At 72.8% G+C, this 17054-nt stretch carries 15 protein-coding genes and 1 pseudogene; 8 read left to right on the top strand and 8 right to left on the bottom strand.

The window, feature by feature from the left end:
* The first annotated feature begins 45 nt into the window (after window positions 1–45).
* The gene (locus KV381_RS00655) at window positions 46–843 is read left to right on the top strand and encodes a VOC family protein (protein WP_218784239.1); all 798 of its coding nucleotides are present in this window, start codon (window positions 46–48) and stop codon (window positions 841–843) included.
* A gap of 4 nt (window positions 844–847) precedes the next feature.
* On the opposite strand, the gene KV381_RS00650 is transcribed toward KV381_RS00655, so the two are convergent.
* The 5 genes from KV381_RS00650 to KV381_RS00630 all read right to left on the bottom strand — a co-directional run bounded on the left by KV381_RS00650 (window position 848) and on the right by KV381_RS00630 (window position 5726).
* Window positions 848–1708 carry an endo alpha-1,4 polygalactosaminidase gene (locus tag KV381_RS00650; RefSeq protein ID WP_218784238.1) on the bottom strand — a complete coding sequence of 287 codons (861 nt, stop codon included), beginning with the start codon at window positions 1706–1708 and terminating at the stop codon, window positions 848–850.
* Between the two features lie 41 nt (window positions 1709–1749).
* Entirely contained in the window at window positions 1750–2868 is a 1119-nt protein-coding gene (locus KV381_RS00645; RefSeq protein WP_218784237.1) for a HAMP domain-containing sensor histidine kinase, read from the bottom strand.
* The gene (locus tag KV381_RS00640; protein ID WP_030082193.1) at window positions 2868–3542 is read right to left on the bottom strand and encodes a response regulator transcription factor; all 675 of its coding nucleotides are present in this window, start codon (window positions 3540–3542) and stop codon (window positions 2868–2870) included. Before KV381_RS00640 ends, KV381_RS00645 begins: the two co-directional genes overlap by 1 nt.
* A gap of 82 nt (window positions 3543–3624) precedes the next feature.
* Window positions 3625–4695 carry a methyltransferase gene (locus tag KV381_RS00635; protein ID WP_218784236.1) on the bottom strand — a complete coding sequence of 357 codons (1071 nt, stop codon included), beginning with the start codon at window positions 4693–4695 and terminating at the stop codon, window positions 3625–3627.
* Window positions 4696–4793: 98 nt separating this feature from the next.
* The gene (locus KV381_RS00630) at window positions 4794–5726 is read right to left on the bottom strand and encodes a LysR family transcriptional regulator ArgP (RefSeq protein WP_218784235.1); all 933 of its coding nucleotides are present in this window, start codon (window positions 5724–5726) and stop codon (window positions 4794–4796) included.
* A gap of 67 nt (window positions 5727–5793) precedes the next feature.
* Here KV381_RS00630 and KV381_RS00625 point away from each other — a divergent pair, with 67 nt between their 5' ends.
* On the top strand, window positions 5794–6405 hold the full coding sequence (locus KV381_RS00625) for a LysE/ArgO family amino acid transporter (protein WP_218784234.1): 612 nt from the start codon (window positions 5794–5796) through the stop codon (window positions 6403–6405).
* Window positions 6406–6466: 61 nt separating this feature from the next.
* Here the strand turns inward: KV381_RS00625 and KV381_RS00620 are convergent, their stop codons facing one another.
* Window positions 6467–7105, bottom strand: coding sequence for a ScbR family autoregulator-binding transcription factor (locus tag KV381_RS00620; protein WP_030082200.1), 639 nt, complete (start codon window positions 7103–7105; stop codon window positions 6467–6469).
* 156 nt (window positions 7106–7261) lie between these two features.
* On the opposite strand from KV381_RS00620, the gene KV381_RS00615 reads away from it, so the two are divergent.
* The 4 genes and pseudogenes from KV381_RS00615 to KV381_RS00600 all read left to right on the top strand — a co-directional run.
* Entirely contained in the window at window positions 7262–8206 is a 945-nt protein-coding gene (locus KV381_RS00615) for a ScbA/BarX family gamma-butyrolactone biosynthesis protein (RefSeq protein WP_218784233.1), read from the top strand.
* Window positions 8207–8217: 11 nt separating this feature from the next.
* Window positions 8218–9063 carry an NAD(P)H-binding protein gene (locus KV381_RS00610; RefSeq protein ID WP_030629996.1) on the top strand — a complete coding sequence of 282 codons (846 nt, stop codon included), beginning with the start codon at window positions 8218–8220 and terminating at the stop codon, window positions 9061–9063.
* A 267-nt stretch (window positions 9064–9330) separates the two neighbouring features.
* The gene (locus tag KV381_RS00605) at window positions 9331–10059 is read left to right on the top strand and encodes a ScbR family autoregulator-binding transcription factor (RefSeq protein WP_078846009.1); all 729 of its coding nucleotides are present in this window, start codon (window positions 9331–9333) and stop codon (window positions 10057–10059) included.
* Window positions 10060–10062: 3 nt separating this feature from the next.
* Window positions 10063–10683, top strand: a pseudogene (locus KV381_RS00600) (class I SAM-dependent methyltransferase); the annotation flags it as partial.
* Here KV381_RS00600 and KV381_RS00595 read toward each other — a convergent pair.
* Entirely contained in the window at window positions 10646–11575 is a 930-nt protein-coding gene (locus KV381_RS00595) for a helix-turn-helix domain-containing protein (protein WP_030082205.1), read from the bottom strand. The pseudogene KV381_RS00600 and the gene KV381_RS00595 overlap by 38 nt on opposite strands.
* A gap of 162 nt (window positions 11576–11737) precedes the next feature.
* On the opposite strand from KV381_RS00595, the gene KV381_RS00590 reads away from it, so the two are divergent.
* A complete protein-coding gene (locus tag KV381_RS00590; protein WP_030082206.1) occupies window positions 11738–12778 on the top strand; it encodes an NAD(P)-dependent alcohol dehydrogenase in 1041 nt (346 codons plus the stop codon).
* A gap of 378 nt (window positions 12779–13156) precedes the next feature.
* Entirely contained in the window at window positions 13157–15265 is a 2109-nt protein-coding gene (locus tag KV381_RS00585) for an FUSC family protein (protein ID WP_218784232.1), read from the top strand.
* A 16-nt stretch (window positions 15266–15281) separates the two neighbouring features.
* Here KV381_RS00585 and KV381_RS00580 read toward each other — a convergent pair whose 3' ends face one another.
* The gene (locus tag KV381_RS00580) at window positions 15282–16721 is read right to left on the bottom strand and encodes an FAD-binding oxidoreductase (RefSeq protein WP_373460971.1); all 1440 of its coding nucleotides are present in this window, start codon (window positions 16719–16721) and stop codon (window positions 15282–15284) included.
* Window positions 16722–17054: the final 333 nt, after the last annotated feature.

Raw genomic sequence — 17054 nt, 5'->3', positions numbered from 1 at the left:
CGGCGGCGCGGCGGCTCACCAGCGGTGACGAGGAGATGGATCCCGATGACCGAGGCAGCGCAGAGCACCCCCGTACACGGGGTTCCGTGCTGGGTCAGCCTCATGACCCGGGACCTGCGGGCCGCCGAGGACTTCTACGGGACCGTTCTCGGGTGGACCTTCCGCTCCGGCGGCCTCGGCGAGGGCTTCTCCGTCGCCCATGCCGACGCCCTGCCCATCGCCGGGATCGGACAGATCGCCCCCGGCCTGCCCACCTCCGTCTCCTGGACCCCGTACTTCGCCGTCGCGGACGTCGACACCGCCGCGGCCCGGGTCCGCGAACGGGGCGGCACCATCGCCGTCGGCCCGATCCGGCTGGGCCCCGGCCGGGGAGCCGTGGCCGCCGACCGCGAAGGAGCCGGATTCGGCTTCTGGGAGGGCCGGACCCCGCCCTGGTCGTACGGCCGCGACGACATGCCTGCCTCCCTCGAACTGCGTACCAGCCACGCCTTCGACTGCGCGATCTTCTACGCCGGGGTGTTCGGCTGGGACTCGCAGGAACCCGGCGGCTGCGAGGTCGGCTACGCCTACCAGCAGGACGCGGTCGTCGTACGGCAGGGAGGCAGGACCGTGGCCACCCTGCGCGGCGGCGGGGACGCGTCGGCCCCCGACCCCCGGCTGCGCCCGCGCTGGCACGTCCGCTTCCAGGTCGCGGACCTGGAAGCGGTCGCCGAGGCGGCACGCGCGGCGGGCGGAACGGTCGGCCCGCCGGAGGACTCGCCCGCCGACGGATCCGAGGTCGTCGTCTGCGACCCCGAAGGCGGCATCTTCACGGTCTGTGCCCACCCGCCGGACGCCCCGTGAGCCGTCAGCAGGTGCGGAACACGTACCCCGGCCGTCCGGCCGGCCGGACGTCGAGATCCCGGCGCACCACCGACACCTTCGCCCCCACGGACGAACACGCCTTCGCGAAGTCGCCGTCGGTGTACTCGACGACGAACACCTTGTCCTCGTACGCGGAGGCGTAGTCGGCGCACTCGTCGTACCGGCCGCACTCCTCGGCGACGGCGAAATCGAACCCGATCGCCTCCCGCCGGTCCAGCAGATCGGTGGTGTTCTTCTGGCCGATCGCCAGCCCAACGCTGTGCGCCCGGTCGGCCAGGAGCTTCGCGAACGCCGCGTTGTGCTCCCGCGTCAGCAGACCGTCGGAGCGCTCGAAGGAGTCCAGGTTGTCCGGCTCCACCGCCTGGAAACCGGATGCCGCGCAGCCGTCGATCCACTCCCCGACGATCTCCGCCAGCCGGGCGCGCTTGCCCGCGGTCGAGGTGTCGAGCAGCACCTCGTCCCAGGCCTCGTCGCTGACCAGCTCCCCGTCGCCGTCGCGCAGCAGCAGATCGGGGTCGTCCTTCTGCCACTGGTCCAGCGCGTCGGGCTGGGTCTGGAAGGCGTTGACGTAACAGACGTTGTACAGGCCCTCGGCCGGCGCGTCGCCGCGGTCCCGCGACACGGCCCCGACCCCGGCGGGCGGGGTGTACGCACCGCCGATCTGGTAGTCGAAGGTCACATTCGCCCGGGGCGGCACGATCTCGGGCGCGGCCTCGTCCGCCGACCCCGTGGCGAAGGCGTGGGACAGGAGCAGCCCCGCTCCCGTCGCGACCGCGACCCCGCAGGCCAGAGCGGCGAGCGTGCTGCGACGGCGGAGGAACGGAGGAACGGCGTGCTGGGGCATGACAAGACTCCCGTGACTGGGCTTCGGAACCTGCCCCCGCATCATGGCCGACCGATCATGAGCGAATCGTGAGCGTCCGCCGCGTGCCGCGCCGACCCCCCCTGCCGCGACCCGGCGGGGGCGAGCCGCAGGACGAACTCCGCGCCGCCGCCGGGGCGTTCCCGGACGGTCAGCGTTCCCCGATGGGCCTCGGCGATCCGCCCCGTGCCAGCGGCCGACGGCGACCCGCACCATGCCCCGTTCCCCCGGTTCCGGCGGCTGCACACCTCCTCGACGAGCTGGTCCAGCCGCAGCGGCTCCGCCCGTACGACGTCCACGTCGGCATCCAGCCGCCCCCGGGTCAGCAGGTTCTCCACGACGTCGGCCATCCGGTCCGCCGCCCGCCGGATCCGGGGCAGATGCGCCGCCGGCCCGTCCGGGGAGGCGGCGGCCACCTCCACCGATCCGCGCATCACCGCGACCGGGGTCCGCAACTCGTGCGCCGCGTCGGCCAGCAGCCGTTCCTGCTGCTCCAGCGCCTGCCAGGCGGGCCGCACGCTCCGCCCGGAGAGCACATGCCCGGTCAGCGCGGCCAGCGCCGTCAGCGCCCCGGTCCCGACGACGAGGGAGAGGACCAGACTGCGGTGCTCGGCCGCGCCGTACTCAGGATCGCCGACCGCGACGGCCGCGCCCGCCACCTCGTCGGTGGCGTCGTGGTAGAAGGGCACGGCCAGCAGATGCACGGGCTCTCCCGTGCGGTCGCGCGCCTCGGCCCGCACCGGCTCCTCCTCGCCCATCGCCGTACGGGCCACCGCGCGAAGAGCCCCGGCCGGTACGGCGAACTGTTCGGTGCGGCCCCGGAACACGGTCACCGGATCACCGCCGGGCCGTCCCTCCAGCACCAGGATCTGCGGGGTGCCCGAGGTCGCATCGTCGTCGTCGAGGCCGTCCAGCCGGATGCGGTCGTCCTCGTAGTAGACGAGCGAGGCCGCGACGGACGCCCGGCGGCGCATCTCGTCGTACTCCGCGTCCTGCCGCGCCCGGTCGTCGGTACGGATCACCAGCCAGGACAGCGCGGCCAGGCCGACGACGGTGATCAGGGTGTACGCGGCGGTCAGCCGCAGCTGCAGCCGGCGCAGCCGCCTCCGGGCCGGGGAACGACGCCGTACGGGCTTCGCCATCAGGACGGCCCCGGCTCCGCCGACAGCAGGAACCCCTGACCGCGCACGGTGTGCACGAGGCCGGGGGAGCCGAGCTTGCGCCGCAGCCCCGCGACGACGGCGTCCACCACATTGGACACCGGGTCGGCCATCTCGTCCCAGCAGTGCTCCAGCAGATCGGTACGGGTGACGACGGCGTCCCGGTGGACGAGGAGCTGCTGGAGGACCGCGTACTCCTTCGGGCTCAGCGACAGCAGCACGCCGCCGCGCCGCACCTCGTACCGCGCCACGTCCATGACCACATCCGCACAGCTCAGGAAGGACGGCAGCCGGGCCGCCGCCCGCCGGCTCAGGCCCCGGACCCGCAGCACCAGCTCCGGCATCGCGAACGGTTTGGCCAGATAGTCGTCCGCGCCGCTCTCCAGCCCCCGCAACCGCTCGGGCAGCGAGTCCAGGGCGGTGAGACACAGCACGGGCACCGACCAGCCGGCCCGGCGCCTGACCTCCAGCGGGACGAGGGTGTCGCCGGAGGGCACCATCCGGTCCAGCACCACACAGTCGTACGCGGTGACGTGCAGCAGCACATCCGCCTCCGGCCAGTCCGCCGCGCAGTCCACGGCGAAGCCCCCGTCCCGCAGCCCGGACGCGATGACCTCCCGCAGGTCGTCGTCGTCCTCCACCAGCAGCACACGCATGGGGAGGACGCCTCCGATGTCGTTCCAAGGGGGAGAGACCCGCCATCCTAAGGCGTCCCGCGCGCCCGCCCCGAGGCGGCCGTCAGACCGGTGAGGCCTCGATGATCCGGAAGATGTCGGGCGCGGGCAACGGCGTCACGCTCCGGAGGGCGAAGCCGCCCGCCGCGCACAGGGCGGCGAAGTCGTCCTCGGTCCGCTCCCGGCCGCCGACATTGACGAGCATGTTGAGATCGCTGAGGTAGACGCCTCCCGCCGGGTCCGCCGGCACCGTCGCGGGCAGCACCGGCTCGACGATCAGCAGCGAACCGTGGTCGGGGATGACGGCCCGGATGCGCCGCAGGATGGCCGCGCACCGCTCGTCGTCCCAGTCGTGGATGATGCTCTTCAGCAGATAGAGGTCGCCCCCGGCCGGGGCCGAGGCGAAGAAGTCACCGGTCTCCAGGACGACGCGGCCGGTCACATCCTGCTCGGCCAGCCGCCGCGGAGCCTGCGCGAGTCCCTCGGCCGTGTCGAACAGGACGCCCCGTAGCTCCGGGTGCGCGCGCAGGACCGAGGCCAGCAGGGTGCCGTCGCCGCCGCCGATGTCCACGAGCGTGCGGAAGCGCCCGAAGTCGAAGTGGTGCGGCACGTTCGAGGCGGTCAGCCTGGTGCCCTGGCTCATCGCCTCGTTGAACGCGGCGGACAGCTCGGGCTGCTCCTTGAGATGGCCGAAGAAGTCCGTCCCGAACACCGTGTCGAACGTGGTCTCTCCCGTACGGACGCTCTCGTCGAGCAGGTCCCAGCCCCGGAGCATGACCGGATCGGTGAACATCCGGGCCATGGCGACCATCGTGCCGGGCGTGTCGGCGCGCAGGGCGTCGCCCGCCGTCGTGGTCCGGAAGACGCCCGGCTCCGTCTCGGACAGCAACTGGAGTCCGGCGAGCGCGCGCAGCAGACGCAGTGTCGCCTGCGGATGGGTGCCGAGAGAACCGGCGAGCGTGTCGCCGCTCAGCTCGCCAGGACCGATCCGGTCGAACACCCCCAACCGCACCGCCGTGCCGAGTGCTTGGGTGGCCATCTGGCCGAGCACGAGCCGGGCGACCGTACCCCGCGCCTGCCAATCGACCGCCGTCTCCCGGCCGTTGCCGGTTTCCTGGCTCTGACTGCCCGTCATCGCACGCCCCTCTCTGGTTGGTTAGGTAAACCTAACCTCGTCCGGAGGGTGCCGCAATCACCCATACGCGGGGGTGGGCGGGGGTGAGGCAGAACCGGTCAGTCCGGCCGGTCGCCGTCGAGCGCCTCGGCCGCCTCGGCCGCCACCGCGTCGGCCACGGCCGCCAGGGCCGGCGAGTCCAGCTTCCACTGCTGCCAGTACAGCGGGACGACGACGCTCCGGCCGGGGGCGTCGTCCGGGGCGAGCCGCACCAGCCGGCCGTCGCCCAGCAACGGCTCCGCCTGGACCTCGGGAACCATGCCCCAGCCCATGCCCGCCGCCACGGCGTTCACGAACCCCTCCGAGGTGGGCACCAGATGACGCCGGGCGCTCGCCCGGGGCCCGAGGCCGAGCGCGCGCACGAACGCGTCCTGGAGGTCGTCGCGCCGGTCGAAGCCGATCACCGGGGCATCGCCGATCAGCTCGTGCAGCGCCGTGCCGGCCCGCCGCTCCAGCCACCGGTCGGCGAAAGCGGGACTGGCCACCGGCAGATACCGCATCCGGCCCAGTCCGCGCACCGAACAGCCCGTCACCGCTTCCGGGGACGAGGTCACCGCCGCCATCACCAGCCCCTCCCGCAGCAGGGCGGCCGTATGGTCCTGGTCCTCGCGGCGCAGCTCGTAGCAGAGGTCCAGCTCCTCCGGCACCCGTCGCAGGGCGGGCAGGAACCAGGTCGCCAGGGAATCGGAGTTCACCGCGATCGACAGGGGCGTCGGCCCGTCCGGACCCGCCATCCCGAGCGCCGTCCGCGCATCGCGCTCCAGTCGGGACAGCTGGCGCGCGAAGCGCACCACCACCTCGCCGGACTCGGTGGGCCGCACCGGCTTCGTGCGCATCAGCAGCACCCGGCCCGTGCGCTGCTCCAGTGCCTTCACGCGCTGGCTGACCGCCGACGGCGTCAGCTGCAGGACGCCCGCCGCCGCGTCGAAGGTGCCTTCGTCGACCACGGCCAGCAGCGTCCGTACCTGGTCGAGAGGAAGCTCGAACATCATGAACGCTAATGATACGTAAGGATCCTTAGCTGGACATCACATTGTCCCGCTTTGTAGCGTCGGCCGCATGATGAACGCCCTGACCACCGCGGCCGCCGGATTCGGCACCGGCCTCTCCCTCATCGTCGCCATCGGCGCCCAGAACGCCCTGGTGCTGCGCCAGGGCGTCCGCCGTGACGGTGTGCTCGCGGTGGTCGGGATCTGCGCCCTGTCCGACGCGGTGCTCATCACCCTGGGGGTCGCCGGGGTCGGTGCGGTCGTCGTGGCCTGGCCGTCGGCGCTGACGGTGGTGGGGCTGCTGGGCGGCCTGTTCCTGATCGGCTACGGCCTGCTCGCCGCACGCCGCGTCCTGCGCCCCTCGGCCCTGTACGCCGCCGACGCGCCGGCCACGTCGCGCCGGGGCGTCGTGCTGACCTGCCTGGCGATGACCTGGCTCAATCCGCACGTGTACCTCGACACCGTGTTCCTGCTCGGTTCCGTCGCCGCCGACCGGGGCCCGCTGCGCTGGACCTTCGGCCTCGGCGCGGTCCTCGCCAGCCTGTGCTGGTTCGTCGCGCTCGGATACGGCGCCCGGCTGCTGAGCGGGGTCCTGGCGCGGCCTGCCGCCTGGCGGGTGCTGGACGCGCTGGTCGCCGTGATGATGATCGGCCTCGGCGCGAAACTGGCGCTGGGCGCCTGAACGCCCGGCACCCGTCCCGCGTACGAACCTGAAAGCCGGGCGGCCGTTCCCCCGGCCCGGTTCAGCCGACCGGATCCAGCAGGCCGAGGCGCTCGGCGCGCTCCGGTGTCAGGTCGAGAGCGGTGAGGATGGAGGGCGTGGCGATACTGGGGAGTATGTGCTGCTGCAGCGTGATGTGGCGGCGCTGCAGGTCCTGGTAGTTGGTGAGAGTCTGGGAGACCGCCTGGGTTCCCGCGAAGGCGGCCACGTACAGGTCCGCCGTCTCGGTGGGGTTGACGTGGGGGAGCAGCTCGCCGTTGTGTTTGGCACGGGTGAGGAGGTGATGGGTGGCTTCCTGCCAGCGGAGAAAGGGGCCGCTGCGGTCGAGGCCCTGTGCCTGCTGGTCCATGGAGAGGCGGACGCCCGCCCGGGCGAGGAGGCTGGTCTGCAGACGATGGCTGAACAGCATGCCCAGGTCGATGAGTTCCTGGAGTTTGAGAGCCTGGTCCGGAACGGTCTGAGGTGGCTCCTGCGCATCGAGAACACCGAGCGCGAGATCTTCCTTGGACGGGAAATGGAAGTAGAGGGCGCCTTTGGTGACGCCGGAGCTTTTGAGTATCTCGGTGATCGTCGCGGCTTGATAGCCGTATTTCTCGAAGGCCTGCGCCGCTGCCATCAGGATTGTCTGGCGGGTGCGGATCGCCCGGTCCTGCTTGGCCATCCTGTCTCCTTTGCTGGGCGAGGGCCCGGGAAACGGCTGGGACGGTGTGGGGGGACGGCCCTGCCGGGGATAGAAAAAAAACCGCTTAGTCTGTATCTTATCAGCGCACGTGCATCGCAGGAACGGCTCGCCATCACATGACCCCTGGGGGGAGTTATGACCGACGCAGCAGTCTTGATCGATCCGGTGCCGGCAGTGGATTCGGAGGCCGAGGTGGTGCATCCCGTGGGGATCGACATGGTGCACCGGTCCAGGCCGGAGGACGCGTTTCCGCGTCACTGGGTACGCCTGGCACGCGATCGGTTCTCGGTCGCGGCGGTCCTGCCGCACGATCATCCGTTCTTCGCCCCGGTGAGCGGCGACCGGCACGATCCGCTGCTGGTGGCGGAAGCGATGCGACAGGCGGCCATGCTCTCCTTCCACGCCGGGTACGGCGTCCCGGTGGGCTACCACTTCCTGATGGCGGACCTCGACTACGCGTGCGACCTGGACCACCTGGGCGTCGGCGGCGCGCCCGCCGAGATCGACGTGGAGGTGTTCTGCTCCGACCTGAAGTGGCGGGGCGGACTGCCCGTACAGGGGCGCGTGGGGTGGGCGGTCCACCGCGACGGGGAACTGGCCGCTACGGGGACGGGCGCGACCCGCTTCACGAACCCCAAGGTGTACCGGCGGATGCGCGGTGACACACCCGCCGAGGGGATATCGATACCGCGGGCTACGCCGGTCTCCACCGCCGGGGCGGGCCGCACCAGGGCCGAGGACGTGGTGCTCTCGGAGGCCGGCCGGGACGGTGTGTGGGAACTGCGCGTGGACACCCGGCACCCGACCCTGTTCCAGCGGCCCAACGACCATGTCCCGGGCATGCTGCTGCTGGAGGCGGCCCGTCAGGCGGCCTGCCTGGCGGTGGGACCCGGCGGAATCGTTCCGGCGGAGGCGCGCAGCCGGTTCCACCGGTACGCCGAGTTCGACAGCCCGTGCTCGATCGGGGCGGTGGTCCGGCCGGGGGCGGCCGAGGATACGGTGACGGTCCAGGTGACAGGCCATCAGGACGGCGAACTGGTGTTCTCCACCGTTCTGTCCGGCCCGCGGGCCAACGGCTGAGAGGTTTCCGAGTGATTCTCGTGACGGGTGCGACCGGAGCGGTGGGCCGTGAGGTCGCCGGACAGCTGGCGGCGGCAGGCCCGGTGCGGATTCTCGCACGCAGTCCCGAGCGGCTGACGGTACGGGGGAGCGGGGTCGAGGTCGTCGAGGGCGAGTACGGGGACCGCTCCGCCCTCGACCGGGCCATGCGGGGCGTCAGCTCCGTGTTCCTGGTGACGAAGAGCCCCACGGAGCCCCACGACGAGTGGGTCGCCGCGGCGGCGGCAGCGGCGGGCGTCCGCCACCTGGTCAAGCTGTCCATGATGGCGGTGGAGGAGCCGGGGGCCGACGACTTCATCACTCGGCGTCAGCGGGAGAACGAACAGGCGGTGCGGGAGTCGGGGGTCGCCTGGACGTTCGTCCGCCCCAGGACGTTCATGTCCAACACGCTGTCCTGGGCGCCCGGCATCCGGTCGGCCGGAGTGGTGCGCGCGCTGTACGGCGACGCGCCGGTCGCGTGCGTCGACCCGCGCGACGTCGCGGCGGTGGCCGTCACCGCACTCACCGGTACGGGTCACGAGGGCAGGGCGTACGCCGTGTCGGGCCCGGAGGCGATCACCGCGCGGGAGCAGACGGCCGAGCTCTCCCGGGTGCTGGAGCGGCCGTTGCGCTTCGAGGAACTGGGCGTGGACGCCGCGCGCACGGCCCTGCTGGCGAGGTACCCGCGGCCCGTCGCGGAGGCCTTTCTGGAGAGCGCGGAGCGGCAGCGGGCGGGCGCGAAGGCGGCGGTGGTGCCCACCGTCGAGGAATTGACAGGGCGACCGGCCCGGCCGTTCCGGATCTGGTCGGCCGATCACGCGGACGCGTTCTCGGCGTAATGCCGCGTGACAGATCTCCAATAAGTGCGATGATCCGCCCTTTTCCTTTTCCCTTTCGGTCCGGTTTGACGGCCCTGAAGGGAAGAAGTGGCCGGAAAGGGATCCCGAAGCCTCCACCGTGTTCTACCGTTCGCTGGAAATGAAACCGGTAAGTTGGTTTGATAACTCCATGAAGCCGTCCCACTGCCCCGGCGGGGAGCCCTCCACCGGGGCAGCCGCCTTTTCCGCCCCCCTGCCCGGCCGCCGATTCTTCGAACGGAGGCCCCGGTGACCAAACAGGAGCGAGCCACCCGTACCCGCCGGTCGCTTATCCGCTCCGCCGCCGTCGTCTTCGAGCAGCACGGCTACGCGCAGGCGCGGCTGACGCTGATCAGTTCCGGCGCGGGCGTCAGCACGGGCGCGCTGCACTTCCACTTCGAGAACAAGGCCGCGGTAGCGGATGCGGTGGTGGTGGAGGCGTCCCGGGTGCTGCGCGAGATGTCCGGCGCGATCCGGCGCAGGACGGACACCGCCCTGCAGGCGCTCGTCGACAGCTCGCACGCTCTCGCGGAACGGCTGCGCGAGGACCCGGTGAGCCGGGCCGGATTCCGACTGAGCTGCGACGCCGCGGGAACCGCCGCCCCGGACCTGAGAGTGCAGTGGCACCACCGTGTGCGGGAACTGCTGGACGAGGCGGCCGCCGCCGGAACACTCGCCGACGACGTCTCCCGCGAGGACGCGGCCGCCGCCACGGTCGCCGCGACGGCCGGATTCGAGGTGCTCGGCCGGCACGATCCCGGGTGGCTGTCCCCGTACACGCTCACCGGCTTCTGGCAGTTGCTGCTGCCCCGGCTCGCCGCCGCGGAGACCCTGCCGCTCCTGGACCCGGCCGGCACGGGTACGACGTCGTCGCCCCGGATTCCCGCGCCCGCGGCGGGTGCGACCGATGAGGCGGAGGCGGCGGCAGGAGTGGCGTCCGGGGAGGTGGCTTCGGCGGCGGTGGCCGAAGCCGACTGAACTGACATCGGCTGCGGCACCGGAGTGTTCGCCCTGCTGCTGGCGGACCGCGGGTTCCAGGTCGTCGGCGTCGACCCCGCCCGGGCCTCGGTCGACGTGGCGCGCGCCAAACCGGGCGGTGACCGGGTCCGCTGGATCAGCGGTGACGCTTCGGCTCTTCCGCCGTTGCGGGTCGACCTGGTCACCATGACGGCCAACGTGGCGCAGGAGATCACCGGCCCGCGCGACTGGCGGGCGACGCTGCGCGGCGCCTACGAGGCGCTGCGGCCGGGCGGGCATCTGGTCGTCGAGACGCGGAACCCGGCCCGGCGCGCCTGGGAGGAGTGGAACCGGGAGCGCTCGCACCGTGTCACCGAGATCGCCGGCCTCGGCCCCGTCGAGAGCTGGGTCGAGGTGACCGAGGTCGCCGGGCCGCTCGTGTCGTTCCGTTGGACGTACGTCTTCGCGGCCGACGGCCAGGTCCTCACCTCCGACTCCACGCTGCGGTTCCGCGAGCGTCAGGAGGCCGAGGCGGACCTGACCGCCCAGGGATTCGTCGTGCGCGAGGTGCGTGACGCACCCGACCGGCCGGGCCGGGAGTTCGTCCTCATCGCTCGTCGTCCGGACCCCGCCCCGCCCCGCTGATCACATCCGCACGGCCCGCGTCGGCGCCCCAGCTCGCCAGCAGGCGCAGGGCCTGGGCCGACTCCGACCCCGGCTCCGCGTGGTAGGTCACCAGCTGCTGGTCCTCGTCGTCCGGGAGGTTCAGCGTCTCGTACGACAGGGTCAGGTCGCCGACGAGCGGATGCCGGATCAGCTTGATGCCGTGGCCCTTCTCCTTGACGTTGTGCGTCGCCCACAGCCGCCGGAACTCCTCGCTCTTCAGCGAGAGTTCGCCCACCAGTGCCGACAGCTGCGGATCGTCGGGGTGGCAACCCGCGTACAGCCGGAGATAGCTGACCATGTCCGAGGCCTTGGAGTCCCAGTTCAGGAACAGGTCCCGGTAGGCGGGGGAGAGGAACACCAGGCGCGCCCAGTTCCGCTCGGCCGGCGGCAGTGCGGCCCAGTCGCCGAACACCGCCGCCGCCATCGGATTCCAGGCGAGGATGTCGGACCGCGCCCCGGCCACGTACGCGGGAATGCCCTCCATGTTGTCCAGGAGATACAGCAGCCCGGTCCGCACCCGCTGCACCTTCGCCGGGCGGCGCTTCTTCTTGTGCCGGGCCGGCCTCGCCAGATGGTTCAGATGCGCGTGCTCGGCGTCGGTGAGCCGCAGCGCGCGGGCGATCGCGTCGAGCACCTCGGCCGACACATTGCGCCCGTTGCCCTGCTCCAGACGCGTGTAGTACGCCACGGACACCCCGGCCAGCTGCGCCAGCTCCTCCCGGCGCAGCCCGGGCACCCGACGGGCCCGGCCGAACTCCGGCAGTCCCACGTCCTGCGGCTGAAGCTTGGCCCTGCGGGTGCGCAGGAACTCACTGAGCTCGGCACGCCGGTCCAGCGGCTCGGGCGCGGCGGCCTCCGGCTGATCGTCCATGGGTTCCATTATTCCTGCGATCAGTGGTCGTAGGCGGCCGAGCCTGTCCCCGTCAGTAGTAGGACCACCGGACGTAGGCAAAGCGGTGGGCTGGGTAAACGTCGGACCCGGAGTGAGGCTGGGACACGTTCCTACCGCATCACCCAGAGGAGAACCTCCGGCATGACCACCGTTGCCGCCTACGCCGCTCCCCGTGCCAAGGCCCCGCTGGAGCGCACCACGATCGAGCGTCGTCCGGTGGGCGAGTTCGACATCCTGATCGACATCAAGTTCGCCGGCATCTGCCACTCCGACATCCACCAGGCCCGCGACGGCTGGGGCGAGGGCATCTTCCCGATGGTGCCCGGCCACGAGATCGCCGGGATCGTGGCCGAGACCGGCTCCGGGGTCACCCGGTTCAAGGTCGGCGACCGCGTCGGCGTCGGCTGCATGGTCGACTCCTGCGGAACGTGCGACGCCTGCCTGATGGGCCGCGAGCAGCACTGCGCCGAGGGCAACACCCAGACGTACAACGCTCTCGACCGCAGCGGCGAGCCCACCTACGGCGGCTACTCGACGCACATCGTCGTGACCGAGAAGTTCGCCGTCACCATCCCCGAGGGCATCGCCCTCGACGAGGCCGCGCCGCTCCTGTGCGCCGGCATCACCACGTACTCACCGCTGAAGCGCTGGGGCGCGGGCCCCGGCAAGAAGGTCGCCGTCGTCGGCCTCGGCGGTCTCGGCCACATGGCCGTCAAGATCGCGCACGCGCTCGGCGCCGAGGTCACGGTCCTCTCCCAGTCCCTGCGGAAGAAGGACGACGGGCTCAAGCTGGGCGCCGACCACTACTACGCGACCAGCGACCCCAAGACCTTCGAAGAACTGGCCGGAACCTTCGACGTCATCCTCTCCACGGTCTCGGCCCCGCTGGACTTCGGCGCCTACCTCGGCCTCCTGCGCACGGACGGCACCCTCGTCAACGTGGGCGCTCCCGAGGAGCCGGTCTCGCTGAACCTCTTCTCGCTGATCATGGGCAACCGGTCGATCGCGGGTTCGGCGATCGGCGGTATCGCGGAGACCCAGGAGATGCTGGACTTCTGCGCCGTGCACGGGCTCGGCGCAGAGATCGAGGTGATCGGCGCGAGCCAGGTCAACGAGGCGTACGAGCGGGTTCTCGCGAGCGACGTCCGCTACCGCTTCGTGATCGACACGGCGACCATCTGAGCCACCACGGCCCGCCCCCACCATGCGGACGACCGCCCGGCCGTGTGATCCCCGCAGGCGTCCGCCCCCAGCACCAGGTGCTCGGGGCGGACGCCTTCCCGCCCCCAGCGCAAAGGGCCCGACCGCCCGCCGGGCCGCACGGCCCGATCTCGCTCCGCGCGGTCACTTCGCCATCGCGCGCGGGCGGCCCGGTCCCGGCCGACAATGGCCAGAGGCAGTCCTACGGGCGTCACCGGGGGCCGGCCCAGGGAGAGGAGCGCGCGGCATGAGCGCACAGCGGCTCCCGGCGGACGCGACACCGCAACGGCCCCCGCCCGCCGCCGTCCGCCTGCCCCGCCGGGCGAGGCGCGGGGCACCGCCCGCGGAGGGAGCGCGCGGGTGATCGCCGGGCAGGAGCGGGCGACGATCCTCCGCCGGTCCGTGCGGGTCGCCGGCGCGGCGAGCGCCGGCTTCTACCCGCTGCTGTACGGAGCCGGGCTCCCGGTCACCGCGCTGTACGCCCTCTTCGCACCGATCGCCCTGGGACTCCTCTCGGCCGTCCCGGGCTCCGGCCGACAGCGGGCTTCCGTGATGGTGCGGGCCCTGCCCCCGGCGCTGCTCCTGACGACCCTGGGCACCCTGCTCGCCGTCGACACCCGGGCCGCCGTCGGCGGCATGCTCCTCGTCGGGTTCCTGCTGGCGTTCGCGGCGGTGGCCGGCCCCAGGCCCGCGGGCGCCGCCCCCGGACTCCAGCTGTTCTACATCCTCGCCTGCTTTCCGCCGTACGCCCCCGACACGCTCGTGGAGCGGCTGTCGGGGCTCACGGCAGGGGTGGTGCTCCTCGCCGCTTTCGAAGTCCTGCTGCCCGATCCGGCCGGTCCCTCCTACCGGGAACGGCTGGCCGACGCCCTCGACGAGGCGGCGCGCGGGGCCGCTCCCGGCGGCGTACCACCAGCACGGCTGCGCGCCGCCGGAGCGAAGCTGCGCCTGGCGGACGTACCACCGGCGGAACGCCCGGCGGGGGCCGGCCGGACGGACCGCGCGTTCGAACAGGCCGGCCGCTCCGCACGCAGACTCCTCGACCAGCTGGCCACCCTCGCCGAATCCACGCCCGTACCCGCGCCCGCCGATCCCGAGTCCGCCGCACTCCTGGACCGGGTCGCGGAGCCGTGCACCGCCTGCGCCCGGTTTCTGCGCACCGGCAGCCGCCCGCCGCCCGCCGGTGCGCTGGAGGAGGCGATGCGGGGCTTCCAGGCGGACCGGGTGCGCCTGGCCACCGGACCGCCCGGTGAGCGACCGCCCGTCGAGGTGCTGCGACGGCAGTCCCGGGTGCTGGCGCTCGCCGAATCGGCGCGGATGGTGGAGATCACCGTCGACATCGGCACGCACGGAGGGCCCACCGAGCCGGCCGCCCCGCGCGAACTGTTCTGGTACGCCGAACTGTCCACGCCGAGGCTGTGGGCCCGGCGCGTCCTCGGCAATGTGACGTTCCGGTCGGTGCTGTTCCAGAACGTCGTACGGACCGCGCTCGGACTCGCCGCGGCCCGCGCGGTGGCCGGCTCCCTCGACCTGACCCACGGGTTCTGGGTGCTCCTCGCCGTCCTGACCCTCGGACGTACCACCGTCGGCGCGACCTGGCAGGCGGTCCGCCGGGCGGTGGCGGGCAACGCGGCGGGCGCGCTGGTGGCCGGGGCGCTCGTGATCGGACTCGGCCGGCACACCGACGTGTACGCCGCCCTGCTCGCCCCCGTCATGCTGGTCGCCTTCGCCCTCGGGCCGCTGCTGGGCCTCGCGTACGCGCAGGCGCTGTTCACGCTCGTCGTCGCCACCGCGTTCGCCCAGATCGCCCCGGTCACCCTGCGGCTGCCGGAGGCGCGGATGATCGACGTCGTCACCGGCAGCGTGATCGGTCTGCTGTGCGGGCTGCTGGCCTGGCCCGCCGGGGCGCGAAGAGAGGTCCGCCTGGCCATGGCCGGGCTGCTCAGAACGTGCGCCCCGCTGGTGCCGGCGACCGCTCAGGCGCTGCTCGCGCCGTCGGACGGCTCGCGGGCCGCGCCGGCGATCCTGCCGGGCGTCCACCGGCTGCGCCTCGCCGAGGCGGCCTACGCCCAGTACCGCGCGGAGACCCCGGCCGCGGGCGCGACCGACCGCGCCGACTGGCACGCCCTGCTCATCGCCGCCAACCACATGCTGCTCGGCGCACAGTGGCTGCCGCGCTTCGGTCTCCGCCCGGAGTCCGGCGCGAGTGACGCTTCCGCCGTCCGGGCCCGGAGAACCGCGTCGGGCCTGGCGGCGGAGGCCGACCGGATCGCCGCCCTGCTCACGGCGGAGCGGCCGGGACCCGCACCGGGGACCGCACCCGGTCGCGGTCCGGACCGTGCACCGCCGACGCCCCTGTCCGTGGACCTGGAGGTGTGGATGACGAGCCTCGCCCACCAGCTCACCCGCATCGAGGCCTCGCTGAAGGCGACCCCCGGCACGGACCTGCCGGGCGCGCGCCCGGCATGAGCGGCCGGGCCCGCCGTCACCCCGCCGCGTCGAACAACACGCCAGGGTTGAGGATCCCGGCCGGGTCGAGGGCCTGCTTGGCCGCGCGCAGGGCGAGTGCGAACGGCTCCGGGCGCTGCCGGTCGTACCCGGGCCGGTGATCACGCCCCACCGCGTGATGATGGGTGACGGTCGCCCGGTGCTCGCCGAGGGTGTGCATCGCCGCCGCCTTGATCGCGTCCCACATGGCGACCTCCGACCCGCGCCGGCCCGGGGCGATCACCGTGAAGTAGGGGGCGGGACCGTCCGGGTAGACGTGCGTGAAACGGCAGTTGATCAGAGCCTCGGCGCCGGTCGCCGCCCGGACGGCCGCCCCGACGTCCCGGTGCACCGCCTCATACAGTTCCGGGAACCGGTCCCAGGTGCAGGCCGTCTCGAACGTCTCGCTGATCACGCTCATCCGGGCCAGCCCGTCCCGGATGTACGGCATCCGCAGGAACGCCGAACGCCAGGCCTCCGCTGCCGAGTCGCCCACGGCGGAGTCGCCCGCGGCGGTCGAGCCGCCGACGGGGGAGCCGCCGTGATCGCGGGCCAGGGCGACGAGTTCGGCGAGCCGGCCGTCCACCGGGTGGTGGGCCGACTCCACGCCCAGCACCAGGACGCTCCTGCCTCCGCCCGCCACCCCCGACAGCGCGGCCTCGCCCGGGTCGAGCAGCCGGCAGTTGGCCGGATGCAGGCCCGACTGCGCGACGGCCCGGACGGCGTCCACCGCGGCGGGAAAACGGTCGAACACCACCGAGGCCGACGCCTTGTGCACGGGGCGGTCCTGGAGCCGCATCCACGCCTCGGTGATGATCCCGAGGGTGCCCTCCGAGCCGAGGAAGAGCCGGTCGGGGGAGGGACCGGCCCCCGACCCGGGCAGGCGCAGCGACTCGCTCACCCCGGCGGGCGTGACCACGCGCAGGGCGGCGGTGAGATCGTCGATGTGCGTGTGCAGGGTGGCGTAGTGCCCGCCCGCCCGGGTAGCGAGCCAGCCGCCGAGCGTCGAGAACGCGAAGCTCTGCGGGAAGTGACGCAACGTCAGCCCGTGCGGCCTCAACTGCGCCTCCAGGCAAGGCCCGAGGGCTCCCGCCTGGATCCGCGCCGACCGGCTCACCCGGTCGATCTCCAGCACCCGGCCCATCCCCGAGAGGTCCATCGACAGGACGCCGGAGTGGGTTTTGGCGCGGTACTCGATCCCGCCGACCACCGAACTGCCCGCCCCGTACGGGATCACGGCGACGTCCGAGGCGGCTGCCCAGTCGAGCAGGTCCACCACGTCACGCTCCTCCCGGGGGAAGGCGACGAGATCCGGTGCGGCCGTCAGGTTGCCGTGGAGCGCGCGGACGACGTCACGGAAGGCCTTGCCGTAGGTGTGGCCCGCCCGGTCGGCCGGATCGCCGGAGACGAGGTGGGCGAGCGTACGGGGTGCGCTCACGCGGACGGGCGGCAGCTCCAGGGAGGCGATGGAGGGGATGGGCTGCGCGGTTCCGCGGGTTCTGGGACGCAGCGCTGAGCTCGGCGCACTTGATGTCCGGCAGGGCGTCGACCCGCCCCACCCGGCGACAACCGATCTGGCCTGCCGAACAGATCGGCCCGCCCGGATCCACCCGGCGTCACGCCCGCCGCCGAACGTTCGATCTCGCCCGGTCAAAAGCGTTCGTTCTGACCGCATCCTTCCCACCGCGGCACGCGACGAAAACGCGCGTTCCGGCTGGACGTTCTGACGGCCGACGTTGGACGCCGACGCCGCAACAGACCTCCGCACCCG

Origin of the sequence: Streptomyces sp. WY228 (genome assembly GCF_019287315.1) — a bacterium.
GTDB classification, from domain to species: domain Bacteria; phylum Actinomycetota; class Actinomycetes; order Streptomycetales; family Streptomycetaceae; genus Streptomyces; species Streptomyces caviscabies.
Note: the sequence above shows the minus strand (reverse complement) of the source record. Positions and strands in the feature narration are given on the sequence as shown.

Excerpts from the sequence above, each read along its gene's own strand:
- KV381_RS00655 (WP_218784239.1), top strand. The coding sequence starts at position 46 with ATGACCGAGGCAGCGCAGAGCACCCCCGTACACGGGGTTCCGTGCTGG.
- KV381_RS00650 (WP_218784238.1), bottom strand. The coding sequence starts at position 1,708 with ATGCCCCAGCACGCCGTTCCTCCGTTCCTCCGCCGTCGCAGCACGCTC.
- KV381_RS00645 (WP_218784237.1), bottom strand. The coding sequence starts at position 2,868 with ATGGCGAAGCCCGTACGGCGTCGTTCCCCGGCCCGGAGGCGGCTGCGC.
- KV381_RS00640 (WP_030082193.1), bottom strand. The coding sequence starts at position 3,542 with ATGCGTGTGCTGCTGGTGGAGGACGACGACGACCTGCGGGAGGTCATC.
- KV381_RS00635 (WP_218784236.1), bottom strand. The coding sequence starts at position 4,695 with ATGACGGGCAGTCAGAGCCAGGAAACCGGCAACGGCCGGGAGACGGCG.
- KV381_RS00630 (WP_218784235.1), bottom strand. The coding sequence starts at position 5,726 with ATGATGTTCGAGCTTCCTCTCGACCAGGTACGGACGCTGCTGGCCGTG.
- KV381_RS00625 (WP_218784234.1), top strand. The coding sequence starts at position 5,794 with ATGATGAACGCCCTGACCACCGCGGCCGCCGGATTCGGCACCGGCCTC.
- KV381_RS00620 (WP_030082200.1), bottom strand. The coding sequence starts at position 7,105 with ATGGCCAAGCAGGACCGGGCGATCCGCACCCGCCAGACAATCCTGATG.
- KV381_RS00615 (WP_218784233.1), top strand. The coding sequence starts at position 7,262 with ATGACCGACGCAGCAGTCTTGATCGATCCGGTGCCGGCAGTGGATTCG.
- KV381_RS00595 (WP_030082205.1), bottom strand. The coding sequence starts at position 11,575 with ATGGACGATCAGCCGGAGGCCGCCGCGCCCGAGCCGCTGGACCGGCGT.
- KV381_RS00590 (WP_030082206.1), top strand. The coding sequence starts at position 11,738 with ATGACCACCGTTGCCGCCTACGCCGCTCCCCGTGCCAAGGCCCCGCTG.